Below are 13,729 nucleotides of genomic sequence, written 5' to 3'. Positions count from 1 at the left end.
TTGGCAGACCGCACTTCTATTATAGCAAAGGGAGTTTTTTTATCATTTTCATCGCCATAGGCTTTTTTGAACCACTCGCCTAGCGAGTGGTTTTCTTTATACAAAAAGGAGCGCGGTCATCTGGCCGCGCTCCTTTTCTCTGCATCACAACTCTTTGGCGTAGAAATAGTGGCCGTAGGCACCGGTCCCCTCCTCCACCGCGCCGAAGCGGCGGTAGCCCAGCTTCTCATAAAAGCCGGGGGCCTGAAAGCCGACGGTATTCAGCTCCAGCCGTTTGGCGCCCTGTTGGGCGGCATTCTCCTCCAGCTGCTCCAGGATACAGGCGCCCAGGCCGGTGCCCCGGTGGTCCTCCGCCACCCACAGCACATCCAGCATGGCAAGCTCCCCCATCCGGAAGGCGTCGCAGCCGCCGATGATCCGCCCGTTTTCATCGGTGACCGCCAGGGACAGGTCCGCCGTATCAGGCACGAACTGCCGGTTGTAGGCCCGCAGACCGGCGTGGATCGCTTCGCTCTCCCGCTCCCCGGCAGGGGTGATCACATACTTTTCCATTTCCGTTACTCCATATCAAAGGGGGGCATGTCTCGGCTCTGAGGGATGGCGTCCCCTTCAAATTCCAGCTCGTCGGGCACCGGCTCCGGCGCGCCGCCGGCCATGTCCTGCTTGAACTGCATCTCCTGCCACTGCTCCTTGGTGATGAGCACCTGGCGGGGCTTGGAACCCTCGAAGGGGCCAACGACACCCTTCTCCTCCATCTGGTCCACCAAACGGGCAGCACGGGAGTAGCCCAACTTCAGCCGCCGCTGGAGCATGGAAACAGAGGCCATACCGGTCTCCACCACCACCTCGATGGCGGAGGGCAGCAGCTCGTCGTAGTCGTCCCCCACATCCTCGGGGGCAGAGCCGCCCACGCCCTTAGAGCCCTTCTCCTTCTCGGCGGCGTGCTTCTCGATGTCGTGCATGATCTCCTGGTCGTACTCGGCCCCGCCGCTGTTCTGCTTGATGAAGCCCACCACGGCGGCCACCTCCTCGTCGGAGATGAGACAGCCCTGGACACGCTGGGGCTTGCCGGAGCCCAGGGGGAAGTACAGCATATCGCCCCGGCCCACCAGCTTCTCCGCGCCGGTGGTGTCCAGAATGATGCGGGACTCCAGAGAGGAGGCCACAGCAAAGGCAATGCGGCTGGGGATGTTGGCCTTCATCAGACCGGTGATCACGTCGGCAGAGGGCCGCTGAGTGGCGATGATCAGGTGCATACCGGCGGCACGACCCATCTGGGCCACCCGGCAGATGGATTCCTCCACCTCCTTGGCGGCCACCAGCATCAGGTCGGCCAGCTCGTCGATAACCACCACGATCTGGGGCATCTTCTCCATGCCGTCGGTTTTGGCGGCGTGGGCGTTGTAGCTGGCCAGATCCCGGACCCCGATCTCGGAGAAGGCCCGGTACCGCTTCATCATTTCCACCACCGCCCACTGCAGGGCGCCCGCCGCCTTCTTGGGGTCGGTGACCACCGGGATGAGCAGATGGGGGATGCCGTTGTAGATGCCCAGCTCCACCATCTTGGGGTCCACCATGATGAGGCGGACCTCCTCCGGGGTGGCCTTGTACAGCAGGGAGATGATGAGGGAGTTGGTACACACCGACTTACCGGAGCCGGTGGTACCGGCAATGAGCAGGTGGGGCAGCTTGGCGATGTTGCCCACGATGTTGTTGCCGCCGATGTCCTTGCCCACGGCGAAGGACACCTTGGAGGGGTTGTCCCGGAATTCCTTGGAATCGATGACGTCATGGATATAGACCGGGGACACCAGGCGGTTGGGTACCTCGATGCCCACCATGGAGATCTTGTTGGGAATGGGGGCAATGCGCACGCCGGTGGCGCCCAGGGCCAGGGCGATATCGTCGGCCAGGTTGGTCAGCTTGTTGAGGCGCACGCCCTGGTCCAGCTCCAGCTCGTACCGGGTCACCGAAGGGCCCCGGGTCACGTTGGAGATGCTGGCATCGATGCCGAAGGAGCGGATGGTGTCGCTGAGGCGGGCCTGATTGGCCCGCAGCTCTCCCGCCACATCGGAGCTGGACACCCCCTCCCCCTCCGTCAGCAGAGAGACGGGGGGGTACTGGTAGGCCATGGGCTCCTCCTCCAGGCTGCGCTCGATGTCCTGGGCCACCTCGGCAGCCGCCTGGGCGGCCTCCTCCCTCTGCCGGGCTTTCGTGGCAGCGGCGGTCGTGGGAGGCACTGCCGGCTCCCGCTCAATTTCGGGCACCGGCTGAGGGGCGGGCTCGGGCTCAGGCTGCGCCTGCTGGACCACAGGCTCCGGCTGGACCGGCTGAGGGGCAGGCTCCACCGGGGCAGCAAAGGGCAGGGCCTCCTCTTCGGGGAGCTCCGCCGCGGCTTCCGTCTCCGTGGTCCCGGTGAGTACCTGATCGGGGGTGGGCACCGAGGGCTTGCGGTTGAAGAAGCGCTCCTTCTTCTCGATGGGCTTGGGCTCCCGCTTTTTGCCTACCAGGGGGCCGTCGTCCACAGGAATGTCGATCTGAGGGGGCTGCTGCTTGGCGGACTCCCGCACCGGCTCCGCCGCTCTCCGGCGGGGACGGGGCTCGGGCAGCTCCTCCTCTTCATACTCCGCCCGGGGACGGCTGCGCAGGCTGTCCACCACCTCGGTGGGAGAGATGCGGAAGGCCACCATCATCAGCACCGCGCCCAGCAGCACAAAGATGATGCCGGCGCCGATCTTGCTGAACACAGCGGTGAGGCCCAGGGCCATGACGCCGCTGACCACACCGCCGCTGGCCATGGTCTCACCCTGGGTCCACAGCAGCTTGGGCAGCTCCATAGTCCAGGTGTACTCCCCTTTGGCCAGAAGCAGATGGAAGAATCCGCCGGCCAGCACCGGCAGCAGCAGGGCGCACCACACCCGCAGCTGCACCGGGCGGCCACGGTGGAAGGCCAGGATGCCGCTGGCCACCAGCAGCATAGGAGGCAGAAGCAGATAACCGTAGCCGATGAGGCCCTTCACCAGGCCACAGAAGAAGTCGATGAAGATGGCCTGGATATGGAAGTAGCCCAGAGCGGCAAAAATGGCCAGCAGCAGGCACACCACCGCCCCCACCTCCCGGCGCACAGGCCGGGGGGCGGGCTTTTTGCTGCGGGTACTGGTGGTGGTAGTGCGTTTGGAAGAGGAGGACCGGCTGGAAGACGCGGTCCGCTTCCCGCCGATACTTTTCTTCTTTGCTGTGGCCATGGTATCAGATCCTTTCGGGGTCGGTTTCCCGCCCTCAGGCGGGGGGCAGCGCAAGGTGCTTTACAGCACCACAGTCTTCACAATGCCGGCGATGAGGCTGCCAAGACCCATCACCCAGCAGTAATAGGCGAACTTGCCGAACTTGCCCTTGTCGGAGAGCAGCTTGACCAGCCGGATGGCGAAGTAGCCCACCACGGCGGCCACTACCACGCCCACCACATACATAGGCACCTCGGTCATATTGACGCCTGCCTGGGCCGCATCCTTCAGCTCCAGGATGTTGGCGCCCACGATGGCGGGCATGGACAGCAGGAAGGAGAAGCGGACCGCAAAGGACCGGTCGAAGCCCCGCATCATGCCCACGGAAATGGTGGTACCGGAGCGGGACAGGCCGGGGATCACCGCCAGGGCCTGGCCGCAGCCCACGATGAGGGCGTCCACCACGGTGGCGTTCTTGGCGGTCTTATGGCCTTTGGCCATGCGGTCGGAGAAATACAGGATACAGCCGGTGAACAGCAGGGCAATGGACACCATGATGGAGCTGGCGAACAGGGCGTTCACCGCGTCCTGCAAAAAGACCATGACGAACAGGGGCAGAGTGCCGATGATGATGAGCATCACCATCCGCCGGGCCGGAGGCGGCGGGGTACCGGTGTCCTTCCCCGCCAGGGCGGCGATGCCCAGGAAAAACTCCCGGATCATCTCCAGCACATCCCGCCAGTAGACGATGAATACCGAGATCAGAGTGCCGAAATGGAGCAGCACCGTAAAGAGCATGTACTTCTCCTCTATGTTCTCCATGCCGAAGAACTGTTGGAACAGGGCCAGGTGGCCGGAGCTGGAGATGGGCAGAAACTCCGCCACACCCTGGATGATTCCCATCAGAATGGCCATCAGATAGCTCAAAGCAAATCCCTCCGTTTGGATTGGTGGGGACCGCCGGAGCCCTGAGGGCAGGACGGACCCGTCTGAAATTGACTGACCGGCCCGGGTTTTCCCCTGCCGGAGCTGTCCCGTGGCGAGACAGTTACATTATATAATACCATAGTTCGCCTCACATTTCCATCCCCTTTTCAAATCCTTCCCCCTCCCTTTCCGACATTTGACAAAGGCTGGTATCCTATGCCATACTAAGCATAACCAGCGGTACCGGAAGCTGTACCCGGCGCCCCGTGGAATATCAGCGGGCCCTTTGGCCCCCAGGATCGGAGATGACATGTATGTATCCCAGCAAAACCCGTTTTTCCATGCGAGTCACAGGACTGGTCCTGCTCCTCGCCCTTCTCCTCAGCTCGGTGGCCGTGGCCGCACCGGAGCCCCAGCGGCCCTCCATTACCGCCGCCAGCGCCATTGTCATGGACTATGACACCGGCGAGGTACTCTACGAAAAGGACGCCGACACCATGCGGATCCCCGCCTCCATGACCAAGGTCATGACCGCTTACATCATCTTTGAGGAACTGGAGGCCGGCCGCCTGACCCTGGACACCATGGTGCCCATCAGCGCCGCCAATGCCCAGAAATCCCGGGACGGCAGAAATTATCCCGCCTCGGTGCCTCTCACCGCTGGGTCCAAGGTTTCGGTGGACACCCTGCTCAAGCTGATCCTGATCCCCTCGGCCAGCGCCAGCTGCATCGTCATGGCCGAGTACATCTCGGGCAGCGAGTCCGCTTTTGTCCAACGGATGAACGAGACCGCCAAGCGGCTGGGTATGACCGCCGCCTATGAAAATTCCCACGGCGCCCACGTCCACTACCTCACCGCCCGCTCCCAGGCCATTCTGGTCCGGGCCTTCATAGACCGTTTCCCCCAGATTCTGAACTACACCTCCCTCACCGGGGTCACCTTCAACGGCAAGTGGTACCCCAACACCAACAAGCTGCTGCCCGGCCTGGACTATGCTTATGAGGGCGCGGACGGTTTCAAGACCGGCACCATCTCCGCCGCCGGCTACTGTCTCAGCGCTACCGCCGTGAAGAATGGCCGCCGCATCATTTCCGTAGTCATGAAGTCCTCCAACGACCGCACCCGCCATACCGACAGCACCGCCCTGCTGGACTACGGCTTTGCCATGCTGGAGTACCAATCCCCCTATGACGACGTTGCCTACCACTGGTGCCGGGAGGATGTGGCCGATCTGAAGGAGCTGGGGGTGGAGCTCCACGCCGAGGGCGACTCCTTCCGTCCCGACGAAGCGGTGACCCGGGCGGAGTTCACCGCCATGCTGTACACCGCCCTGGAGCAGTCCGGGGCCCTGCCTCCGGAGCCCGCTCTGCCGGAGGAGCCCGTTGAAGAGGACGAGACTGCCGAGGCTGAGCCCGTTCAGCCTCTCTTCTACGACACCAATGGCCACTGGGCCCAGGATTACATTGAAAAGGCCACCCGGCTGGACCTGATTACCGGCACCGACGGCTACTTCTATCCCAACCGCCCCATCACCCGGCAGGAGATGATGGTCATTCTGAACCGCTGCCTGGACCTGCCCGATGAGAACGGCCTGGGCTTTGCCGACGACGGTGACATCGCCCTCTGGGCTCTGGAAGCCGCCGCTCGCACCTCCGCCGCCGGTCTGTTCCAGGGGGGCAGCGGCAATGCGCTGCGTCCCCTGTCCACCTCCACCCGGGCCGAAGCCGCCGCCGTGCTCAACCGGGTCACGGCCATGCTGTAAAAAAGGAGTACCATTATGTTGAGACGAGGCGCCGCGCTGCTCTGCGCCCTGGCCTTGCTGGCCGGTCTGGCCGCCTGTGGGGGGCATGATCCCCAGCCGGAGCAGTCCCTCAGCCCCACCCCATCGGCAACCCCCGTTCCCTCTGCAACCCCTGATCCCACGCCCACGCCTACCGCCGAGCCCACACCGGAGCCCACTCCCACCGCCCCCGTCTGGGAGGAGGACCACACCCTGGACCGGAGTACCCCCAAGCTCACCGGCGGACTGGAGCTGCCGGTAACCGGGGCCACCGGCTACGCGGCGGTGTTGACGGGCCTGTGGGAGGCCATTCCCACTCCCACCCCTACACCCACGCCCACGCCAACGCCCACCGTTACCCCTACGCCGGTACCCACCCCCTCCCCTGCCGTGGTCAGCCCCACGCCTGAGGAGACCCCGCCTGTGGTGGAGGAAAGTCCGCCCGCCCAGACTCCTTTGGAGGAGCAGCCCTCCCCCACCCCGGCAGTGGTGGCCCGCACCCTGTCGGCGTCGGCCCAGCCTACCCCGGACCCCTACGCCGGGGCCCTGGCAGTGCTCCCGCCCGGCACCTCCTTTACCATTCTGGCGGAAAAGGGCGGCTGGTGGAAGGTGTCCTCCGGCTACGGCACCGGTTGGGTGGAGCACCGGTTCTGCATGATCAACCTGCCCGACGTGATCCCATCCATCCTGTACGACGCCACCAACGCCTATGATTCCCGGTACACCAGCTCGGGCAAGGACATCCCCGGTATCACCGGCAAGGCCCTCTATCAGGGCAAGGTGTACAATCCCCGCTTTGATGAGGAGCAGTTCCTCATGCCCGCCCTGTATTCCACCGCAAAAAAGCTCTGCGCCGCCCAGCAGAAGGCCCTGGCCCAGGGCAACAGCCTGAAGCTGTACGAGGCCTACCGGCCCTACGCCACCCAGCGGGCGGTGGTCAAGGCCCTCACCGCCCTGGCGGAGCGGGACCCCCAGGTGAAGGCAGGCATCACCACCGAGCCCTGGTCCATGACCTACTTCATCAACACCGGCTACTCCAACCACCAGAAGGGCTTTGCCGTGGATGTGAGCCTGGTGAAGGTGACCCGCACAGAACTGCGCACCACCGGCGGGCACTCCTACCTGAAGCTGGTGGAGTATCAGGAGTACGAGATGCCCACCCCCATCCACGAACTGAGCATGGCAGCCGCCTCCACCACCGGCCCCGGGAAAACCACCCTGGCCGACACTATGAATGACCCGGCCATCGCCCTGCGGTACTACTTCCGCAATGCGGGCATGACTCCCCTGGAGTCGGAGTGGTGGCACTTCAACGACTACGCCGCCCGCACTCTGGCGGAGGGGCGCACCTCCACCGGCGGCTTTGAGATCACCCGCTGCCGCAGCACCGCGCCTGGATAAACAAAAAAGTCCGGACCCATCGGGTCCGGACTTTTTGATCTCGTTTATTATGCCTCAAAGACCGCCTTCATGCCCTTGTAGGTCATATAGCAGTCCAGCTTGGACACGGTCTCGAAGGGGGCGTGCATGCTCAGCACGGGCACGCCGGCGTCGATGGTGTCGATGTCGCGCTCGGCCATGAAGCAGGCCACGGTGCCGCCGCCGCCGGCGTCCACCTTGCCCAGCTCAGCCATCTGCCACACCACACCGGCGGCGTCCAGCACCTTACGGGTGTAGGCCACCACCTCGGCGGAGGCGTCGGAAGCGCCCGACTTGCCCCGGGCGCCGGTGTACTTGCACAGGCCCATGCCGTAGTTGATGCGGGCGCTGTTGCGCTTCTCATACACCTCGGCAAAGTTGGGGTCGAAGGCGGCGGTCACGTCGCAGGACAGGCAGAAGGACTTCTCGTAGCACACCTTCAGGGGCACCCGCTGGCTGTCGCACAGGTCGCTCATGAAGGTATCGAAGGCGGCGGACTCCATGCCGGATACGCCCACGGAGCCGATCTCCTCCTTGTCGGCCAGCATGCACACAGCGGTGCGGGCGGGGGTACCCAGGGTGAACAGGGCAGCCAGGGCAGCAAAGCCGCATACCCGGTCGTCGTGGCCGTAGGCGCCGATGAGGGAGCGGTCAAAGCCGATGTCCATGGCCTTGAAGGCGGGCACGGCGGACAGCTCGGCGGAGATAAAGTCCTCCTCCAGGATGCCGTACTTCTGGTTGAGCAGGTCCATGATGGCCAGCTTCACCCGGTCAGAACCCTCGTCACCGGCGAAGGGACGGCTGCCGATGAGCAGGTTCAGACTCTCGGCGGGAATGGCCTCGCCCAGGGGCTTCTTGGACTGCTCGGCGCCCAGGTGGGGCAGCAGGTCGTCAATGGTGAAGCGGGGCTCGTCAGCGCCCACGCCCAGGGCCACCTTCACGGTGGTGCCGTCCTTCAGGGCGATGACGCCGTGGAGCTCCAGGGGGATGGTCACCCACTGATACTTGCGGATGCCGCCGTAGTAGTGGGTCTTGAAGAAGGCCAGCTCGGAATCCTCATAGAGAGGGTTGGGCTTCAGGTCCAGCCGGGGAGCGTCGATGTGGGCGGCTCCGATGTTGACGCCCTCGCTGAGGGACTTGCTGCCAATGACCGCCAGCATGATGGCCTTGCCCCGGTTGGAGCGGTAGATCTTGTCGCCGGGATTGAGGGCCATACCCCGGGTGAAGGGCTTGAAGCCGTGGTACTCGGCCAGACGGATGGTCTCGTCCACGCACTCCCGCTCGGTCTTACCGGCGTCCAGGAACTTCTTGTAGTCCTCACAATATGCGTTCAGATCCGCCTCCTCCGCTGCGGGCAGGCGGTCATAGCCGTTCTTGGGCTGATAGAGCAGGGCTTCCCGCCGCAGCTCGCCGGGGGTCTTTTGTTTCTCTTCCATTTGGGTTTCCTCCTATATCTAAACTTTTACCGGATCAACGATGCAAAGAGTGTACGGGCGCGGCTGCCGAACTCCTCCGGCGAGCCCTCTCCGTTCTCCAAAATATGGGTGCAGTGGGTACGGAAAAACTCGTCTCCCTGCTGGGCCTCCACCCGCTTGCGGGCGTACTCCTCAGAAATGCCCTCCCGGGCCATGATGCGGCGGATCCGCACCTCCTTGGGGGCCAGGATGCCCACCACCGCGGAACAGGTCTCCCCCACGCCGCTTTCAATGAGGGCAATGGCATCGATGGCCACGGCAGGCCGTCCCTCCGCCTCCGCCTGAGCCGCCTGCCGGTCGATCTCGTCGATGATGAACCGGTGGGTGATGGCGTTCAGGTCGGCCAGGGCGTCCGGATCGGCAAAGACCACGTTGCCCAGGGCCTTCCGGTCCACCTTCCCCGCCCCGTCCAGAATGGCGGGGCCGAATCGGGCCGTCAGGGCATCCTTCATGGGGGCACTGCCTGCCAGCAGGTCATGATACACCTGATCGGCATCGATGATATGAACCCCCAGCTCCGCCAGAGCGTTGAGTGCCGTGGTCTTTCCAGCCCCCGTGGGGCCGGTGATGCCGATGCGTTTCATGCTTTTCGCCTCCAGAAAGTAGTATACCACATTGTTCAAGGGGTGTGTGAGCGATTTGTAAATTGTGGCCGCCCGCTTAGTATACCACAAACAGAGAGCGATTGAAAAACGATTTTTTCCAAACACAAAAAAATGGGACAGCGAAACACTTCGCCGTCCCATTTCCTTTATTCATGCCAGCCGTAATGGTGGCCGTGGCCGCTCTGGCCGCCAGTCTGGCTCTCCCCCTCCGCGGGGACACCCTGCTCCAGCGCATCGATCCAGTCCCGGATCTGTCGCATGGTCAGCCCCGCCACATCTTCAGCGGTGACGGTGGGGTCCAGAGCCTGAAGCTCCAGAAAAGCCTGGTACTTGCCCAGAGACAGCCCCGCGTGGTGGGCCTGCTCCAGGTCCTCCGCGTTCCCGTGGCGGCAGCTGACATTCTCCTGTCCAGCGGTGCAGGCCTCCGCCCCCGCCAGAAGGCGGCCACACTGGGTCTCGTTCTCCCCCGCCACCGTGATGGACAGCAGGGCCCCCTGGGCCAGCCGTTCTGAAATGTCCGGACTGGCCAGCAGCTGATCCAAGGCCTCCCGGTAGTCCAGATACTTCAATTCCAGAGTATCCGCCAGGGCCTGGCCGTCCTCATTGTAGCTCTGGACGGTCACCACCCTGTCAAAGCGGTTGACCCCCAGCTCCAGGGAGGGATTGATGTCAATGCTGAGGACGGAAGTTGGTGCAAAGTAAAATTGGTATCCACCAATTCCAGCCACCAGCAGCACCAGACAGGCTACGGCGGCCAGATACCGGGCGGGCCTGCGTCGGCGGGTCCGGGCATTTGCCAGGGCGGCCCGGGTGGACTCCTTCAGCTCCTCCCCGGCGTGAATGGAATCAAACGCGTCCCTGATCCGTTCATCCATGGTCTTCCCCTCCCAGCCGTTCCCGCAGATGCTCCCTGGCCCGGGCCAGGTGGGTGTAGATGGTATTGATGTTCTTGCCCAGCAGCCGCCCGATCTCCGGGGCGGTGTATCCCTCATAGTAGTGGAGGTATACCGCCTCCCGCTCCCGCCGGGGCAGCTCCAGCACGGCAGAGAGCACCTCCCGGCGCTCATCGGTCAGGTGGGCGATCTGGGTACTCAGCTCCTCCAGGGGCACCGTGCGGCTGCGGAAAACGCTTTTGAGCAGGTCCCTGCAGGCATTGAGGGTCACCCTGATAAACCATGCCTTTTCGTGCTCCTCGCTCTCAAAGGGCCTGTCATGGAGCAGATATTTCAGAAACACCGTCTGAAAAATGTCCTGGGTATCCGCCTCATTCTTCAGATGGATCATGCACAGCCGCCGCACGGTGTCGCCGTACCGCTCAATGGCCCGGTTGGTCTCCGCTTCGTCCCGCATGGCCTGCCCTCATCTCCCCTCCGGTCTTTGCCGGGTCGTTACCAGCCGCCGTGGCAGCCCCGGCCCCAACCGCGGCAGCCGGTATTGCTGTTTCGGCAGTTGGTGCCGTAGTTGTCGCACACGCCGTCGCCATTGGCGTCCACATACCGGCAGTAGGTCCCCCGGTTGTCGCACACCCCATCGCCGTTGGCATCCACGTAGTTCCGTCCGCCGGCGGCGAAGACGGTGGTGAGACCCACGGTCAGCACCAGGGCGATCACGGCACCGCCCATCAAGATCTTTTTCATGAAAATTCCTCCTTCATCTGGTTGGTTTCACTCTGAATACGAGCCAGCAGGAGAAATCCTTTCAGCCAATGTAAAAAAAGATGGCCGCATGTGTACGGCCATCTTTTTAATCAGGTTCGTCCGCCCGGATGATATGGAATCCGGCGGCCTTGTTGAGCCGGTTGGCCACCGCCAGACCGATGCCGGTGGCGTCGGGGCACTGGGCCCAAATCTGTTTGACCTCAGTCCCATCGAACCACCGCAGGGCGTCAAAGACCCGCCGGGCCTGCTCGGGTACGTCGGTGCTGGGCCCCAGCTGCTCCATGGGGTGGCCCTCAAAGAGCGGGGCGTACTCGTCAAAGCAGATCACCCCGTCACCGGGAGCCATATGGGTCTGAATGTACCGGGCCGCCGTCTCGGGCGCGCCCTGGACCACGGTGACCGGGGCCTTGGGGGCGTAGTGGCGGTACTTCATGCCGGGGGCACGGGGCTGCTCCCCCGCGCCCATGAGCCGGGTCACCGCCGGGTCCACCGCCACCTCACCCAGCACGCTCTCCAGCTGCTCCAGAGTGATGCCGCCGGGCCGCAGCAGCCGGGGAGGCTGCTCGGTCAGGTCAATGATGGTGGACTCCACCCCAACGGCGCAGGGGCCGCCGTCCACGATGCCGTCGATCTTGCCGTCCATGTCCTCCAGCATGTCCGCCATGTTGGTGGGGCTGGGCCGGCCGGAGGTGTTGCCCGAGGGGGCGGCCACCGGCACGTCGGCGGCCTCAATGATGGCCCGGCACACCGGATGGGCGGGGCAGCGCATTCCCACCGTGTCCAGACCGGCAGTCACCCGGTCGGGCACGATGGGCTTGTGCTTGAGGATCATGGTCATGGGGCCGGGCCAGAAGCGGTCGGCCAGTGCATAGGCCGCTTCCGGGATATCCTCACAATACCGCTCCAGCCACTGGGCGGAGGGGATGTGGAGGATCAGCGGATTGTCCTGGGGACGGCCCTTGGCCTCAAAGATATGGGCCACCGCCTCACGGTCCAGGCCGTTGGCCCCCAGGCCATACACCGTCTCGGTGGGGATGCCCAGCAGGCCGCCCCGGCGGAGGATGTCCGCCGCTTCCCCGATCTGTTTGTCGTTCAAACGCAGGGTGTGCATGCTCTTCCCCGCTTTCTCAGAAACGCCGACGGCGGCGGCGATGGCGGCTCTTCTGGACCACCGTCAGGATGCCAGCCGCCATCAGGGCGGCGCCGGAGAGGATGTGCAGGATACCAATGGCCTTTTTCATACCAAACCGTCTCCTTTGTACCTTTTGTTATTCGTAGATGCCCACCGGGGTGCCCGCCAGTTCAATGGTGGTGTCGGGGGCAAACTTCGCCTTTTGCAGATAGCCCTTCACAGTGAGGATACCGTACTTGGGGTTGACCTTCTCGTCCTCCAGCTCCAGCTCCAGATAGTCGGTGCCGGAACCGGTGAGCCAGCCGTCGTCCTCCAGCAGACCGGCCAGATCGTCCTTCACCAGATCAAGGGTCAGCCCCTCAGGCAAAGTGTTGAAGTGAATGATCAGTTCCATGGTGGTTGCTCCTTTTCTAGGATTCCGGGAAACGCCCCGTTTATTCCGCCTGGCTGTGCTTAAGCCGCTCCGCCTGATCGGCAGTCACAAGCCCGTCAATGATCTCGTCCAGGTCGCCGTTCATGACATTTTCCAGCTTGTACAGGGTCAGGCCAATGCGGTGATCGGTGAGCCGGCCCTGGGGGAAATTGTAGGTGCGGATGCGCTCGTTGCGCATGCCGGTGCCCACCTGGCTGCGGCGCTCGTCGGTCACCGCCTGCTCCTGCTCCCGCACCTTCTCCTCGTACAGCCGGGAACGCAGGATCTGCATGGCCTTGTCCCGGTTCTGGAACTGGCTGCGCTCCTGCTGGCACTCCACTACGGTGCCGGTGGGCTTATGGATGAGCCGCACGGCGGAGGAGGTCTTGTTGACGTGCTGGCCGCCGGCGCCCGAGGAGCGGAAGACCTGCATCTCAATGTCGGCGGGGTTGAGCTCGAAGTCCACCTCGTCCACCTCAGGCAGCACCGCCACCGTGGCGGTGGAGGTATGGATGCGCCCGCCCGACTCGGTCTCGGGCACCCGCTGGACCCGGTGGACGCCGCTCTCAAACTTCAAGCGGGAGTAGGCTCCGTCCCCTTCAATGGTAAAGCAGATCTCCTTCACGCCGCCCAACTCGGTCTCGCTGATGGAGTCCACCTCCACCTTCCAGCGGCGGCTGTCGGCGTACATGGAGTACATGCGGAACAGGGAGTGAGCAAACAGGGCCGCCTCCTCCCCGCCTACCCCGGCCCGGATCTCCACGATGACGTTCTTGTCGTCGTCGGGGTCCCGGGGCAGCAGCAGGATGCGGATCTCATCCTCCAGCCGGGCAATGTCCTCCTTGGCCTGCTGGAATTCCTCCCGGGCCATCTCGCCCAGCTCCGGGTCGCCCATCAGCTCCTCCGCGTCCTTCAGGTCCTGCTGACGGCGGGTATAGGCCCGGAAGGCGGTGACCAGCGGCTCCAGCTCCCGCTGCTCCTTGTTCAGCTTGGCCACCAGGGCCGGGTCGTTGTAGGTCTCCCCCGCCCCCAGCTGGGCCTCGATGCTGGCAAAGCGCAGGTCCAGGGCGTTCAGTTTTTGCAGCATATCCAAATC

At 63.9% G+C, this 13,729-nt stretch carries 13 protein-coding genes; 2 read left to right on the top strand and 11 right to left on the bottom strand.

What is annotated here, in order from left to right; all coding sequences use genetic code 11:
- Positions 1 to 144: 144 nt before the first annotated feature.
- The 3 genes from B5G34_RS13355 to B5G34_RS13345 are packed head-to-tail and all read right to left on the bottom strand — an operon-like array spanning position 145 to position 4,151.
- Complete coding sequence (locus B5G34_RS13355; protein ID WP_087338410.1) at positions 145 to 552, bottom strand: GNAT family N-acetyltransferase; 408 nt, start codon at positions 550 to 552, stop codon at positions 145 to 147.
- A 5-nt stretch (positions 553 to 557) separates the two neighbouring features.
- Positions 558 to 3,245 (bottom strand): DNA translocase FtsK, encoded by a 2,688-nt coding sequence (locus B5G34_RS13350; RefSeq protein ID WP_087338407.1) that lies wholly within the window; start codon positions 3,243 to 3,245, stop codon positions 558 to 560.
- A gap of 60 nt (positions 3,246 to 3,305) precedes the next feature.
- Positions 3,306 to 4,151: an undecaprenyl-diphosphate phosphatase gene (locus tag B5G34_RS13345; protein WP_242957046.1), complete on the bottom strand. Its 846-nt coding sequence runs from the start codon at positions 4,149 to 4,151 to the stop codon at positions 3,306 to 3,308.
- Positions 4,152 to 4,465: 314 nt separating this feature from the next.
- On the opposite strand from B5G34_RS13345, the gene B5G34_RS13340 reads away from it, so the two are divergent.
- Positions 4,466 to 5,914 carry an S-layer homology domain-containing protein gene (locus B5G34_RS13340; protein WP_162609485.1) on the top strand — a complete coding sequence of 483 codons (1,449 nt, stop codon included), beginning with the start codon at positions 4,466 to 4,468 and terminating at the stop codon, positions 5,912 to 5,914.
- Positions 5,915 to 5,929: 15 nt separating this feature from the next.
- Positions 5,930 to 7,333: a D-alanyl-D-alanine carboxypeptidase family protein gene (locus tag B5G34_RS19425; RefSeq protein WP_162609484.1), complete on the top strand. Its 1,404-nt coding sequence runs from the start codon at positions 5,930 to 5,932 to the stop codon at positions 7,331 to 7,333.
- A 47-nt stretch (positions 7,334 to 7,380) separates the two neighbouring features.
- On the opposite strand, the gene B5G34_RS13325 is transcribed toward B5G34_RS19425, so the two are convergent.
- The 8 genes from B5G34_RS13325 to prfA form a co-directional block, all read right to left on the bottom strand.
- The gene (locus tag B5G34_RS13325; RefSeq protein WP_087338399.1) at positions 7,381 to 8,787 is read right to left on the bottom strand and encodes an aminopeptidase; all 1,407 of its coding nucleotides are present in this window, start codon (positions 8,785 to 8,787) and stop codon (positions 7,381 to 7,383) included.
- A gap of 26 nt (positions 8,788 to 8,813) precedes the next feature.
- Positions 8,814 to 9,410 (bottom strand): dephospho-CoA kinase, encoded by a 597-nt coding sequence (gene coaE, locus B5G34_RS13320; protein WP_087338396.1) that lies wholly within the window; start codon positions 9,408 to 9,410, stop codon positions 8,814 to 8,816.
- A gap of 167 nt (positions 9,411 to 9,577) precedes the next feature.
- Positions 9,578 to 10,306, bottom strand: coding sequence for a hypothetical protein (locus B5G34_RS13315; protein WP_087338391.1), 729 nt, complete (start codon positions 10,304 to 10,306; stop codon positions 9,578 to 9,580).
- Complete coding sequence (locus B5G34_RS13310) at positions 10,299 to 10,781, bottom strand: RNA polymerase sigma factor (protein WP_087338389.1); 483 nt, start codon at positions 10,779 to 10,781, stop codon at positions 10,299 to 10,301. Before B5G34_RS13310 ends, B5G34_RS13315 begins: the two co-directional genes overlap by 8 nt.
- A 38-nt stretch (positions 10,782 to 10,819) precedes the next feature.
- The gene (locus B5G34_RS13305; RefSeq protein WP_087338386.1) at positions 10,820 to 11,068 is read right to left on the bottom strand and encodes a hypothetical protein; all 249 of its coding nucleotides are present in this window, start codon (positions 11,066 to 11,068) and stop codon (positions 10,820 to 10,822) included.
- 106 nt (positions 11,069 to 11,174) lie between these two features.
- Complete coding sequence (locus B5G34_RS13300) at positions 11,175 to 12,200, bottom strand: L-threonylcarbamoyladenylate synthase (protein ID WP_087338382.1); 1,026 nt, start codon at positions 12,198 to 12,200, stop codon at positions 11,175 to 11,177.
- A gap of 157 nt (positions 12,201 to 12,357) precedes the next feature.
- Positions 12,358 to 12,615: a hypothetical protein gene (locus tag B5G34_RS13295; protein WP_087338379.1), complete on the bottom strand. Its 258-nt coding sequence runs from the start codon at positions 12,613 to 12,615 to the stop codon at positions 12,358 to 12,360.
- A 40-nt stretch (positions 12,616 to 12,655) separates the two neighbouring features.
- Positions 12,656 to 13,720 carry a peptide chain release factor 1 gene (gene prfA, locus B5G34_RS13290; protein WP_087338376.1) on the bottom strand — a complete coding sequence of 355 codons (1,065 nt, stop codon included), beginning with the start codon at positions 13,718 to 13,720 and terminating at the stop codon, positions 12,656 to 12,658.
- Between the last annotated feature and the right edge of the window lie 9 nt (positions 13,721 to 13,729).

The organism is Flavonifractor sp. An82 (assembly GCF_002159265.1).
Lineage (GTDB): Bacteria > Bacillota > Clostridia > Oscillospirales > Oscillospiraceae > Flavonifractor.
This window is presented reverse-complemented; position numbering and strand designations above follow the sequence as displayed.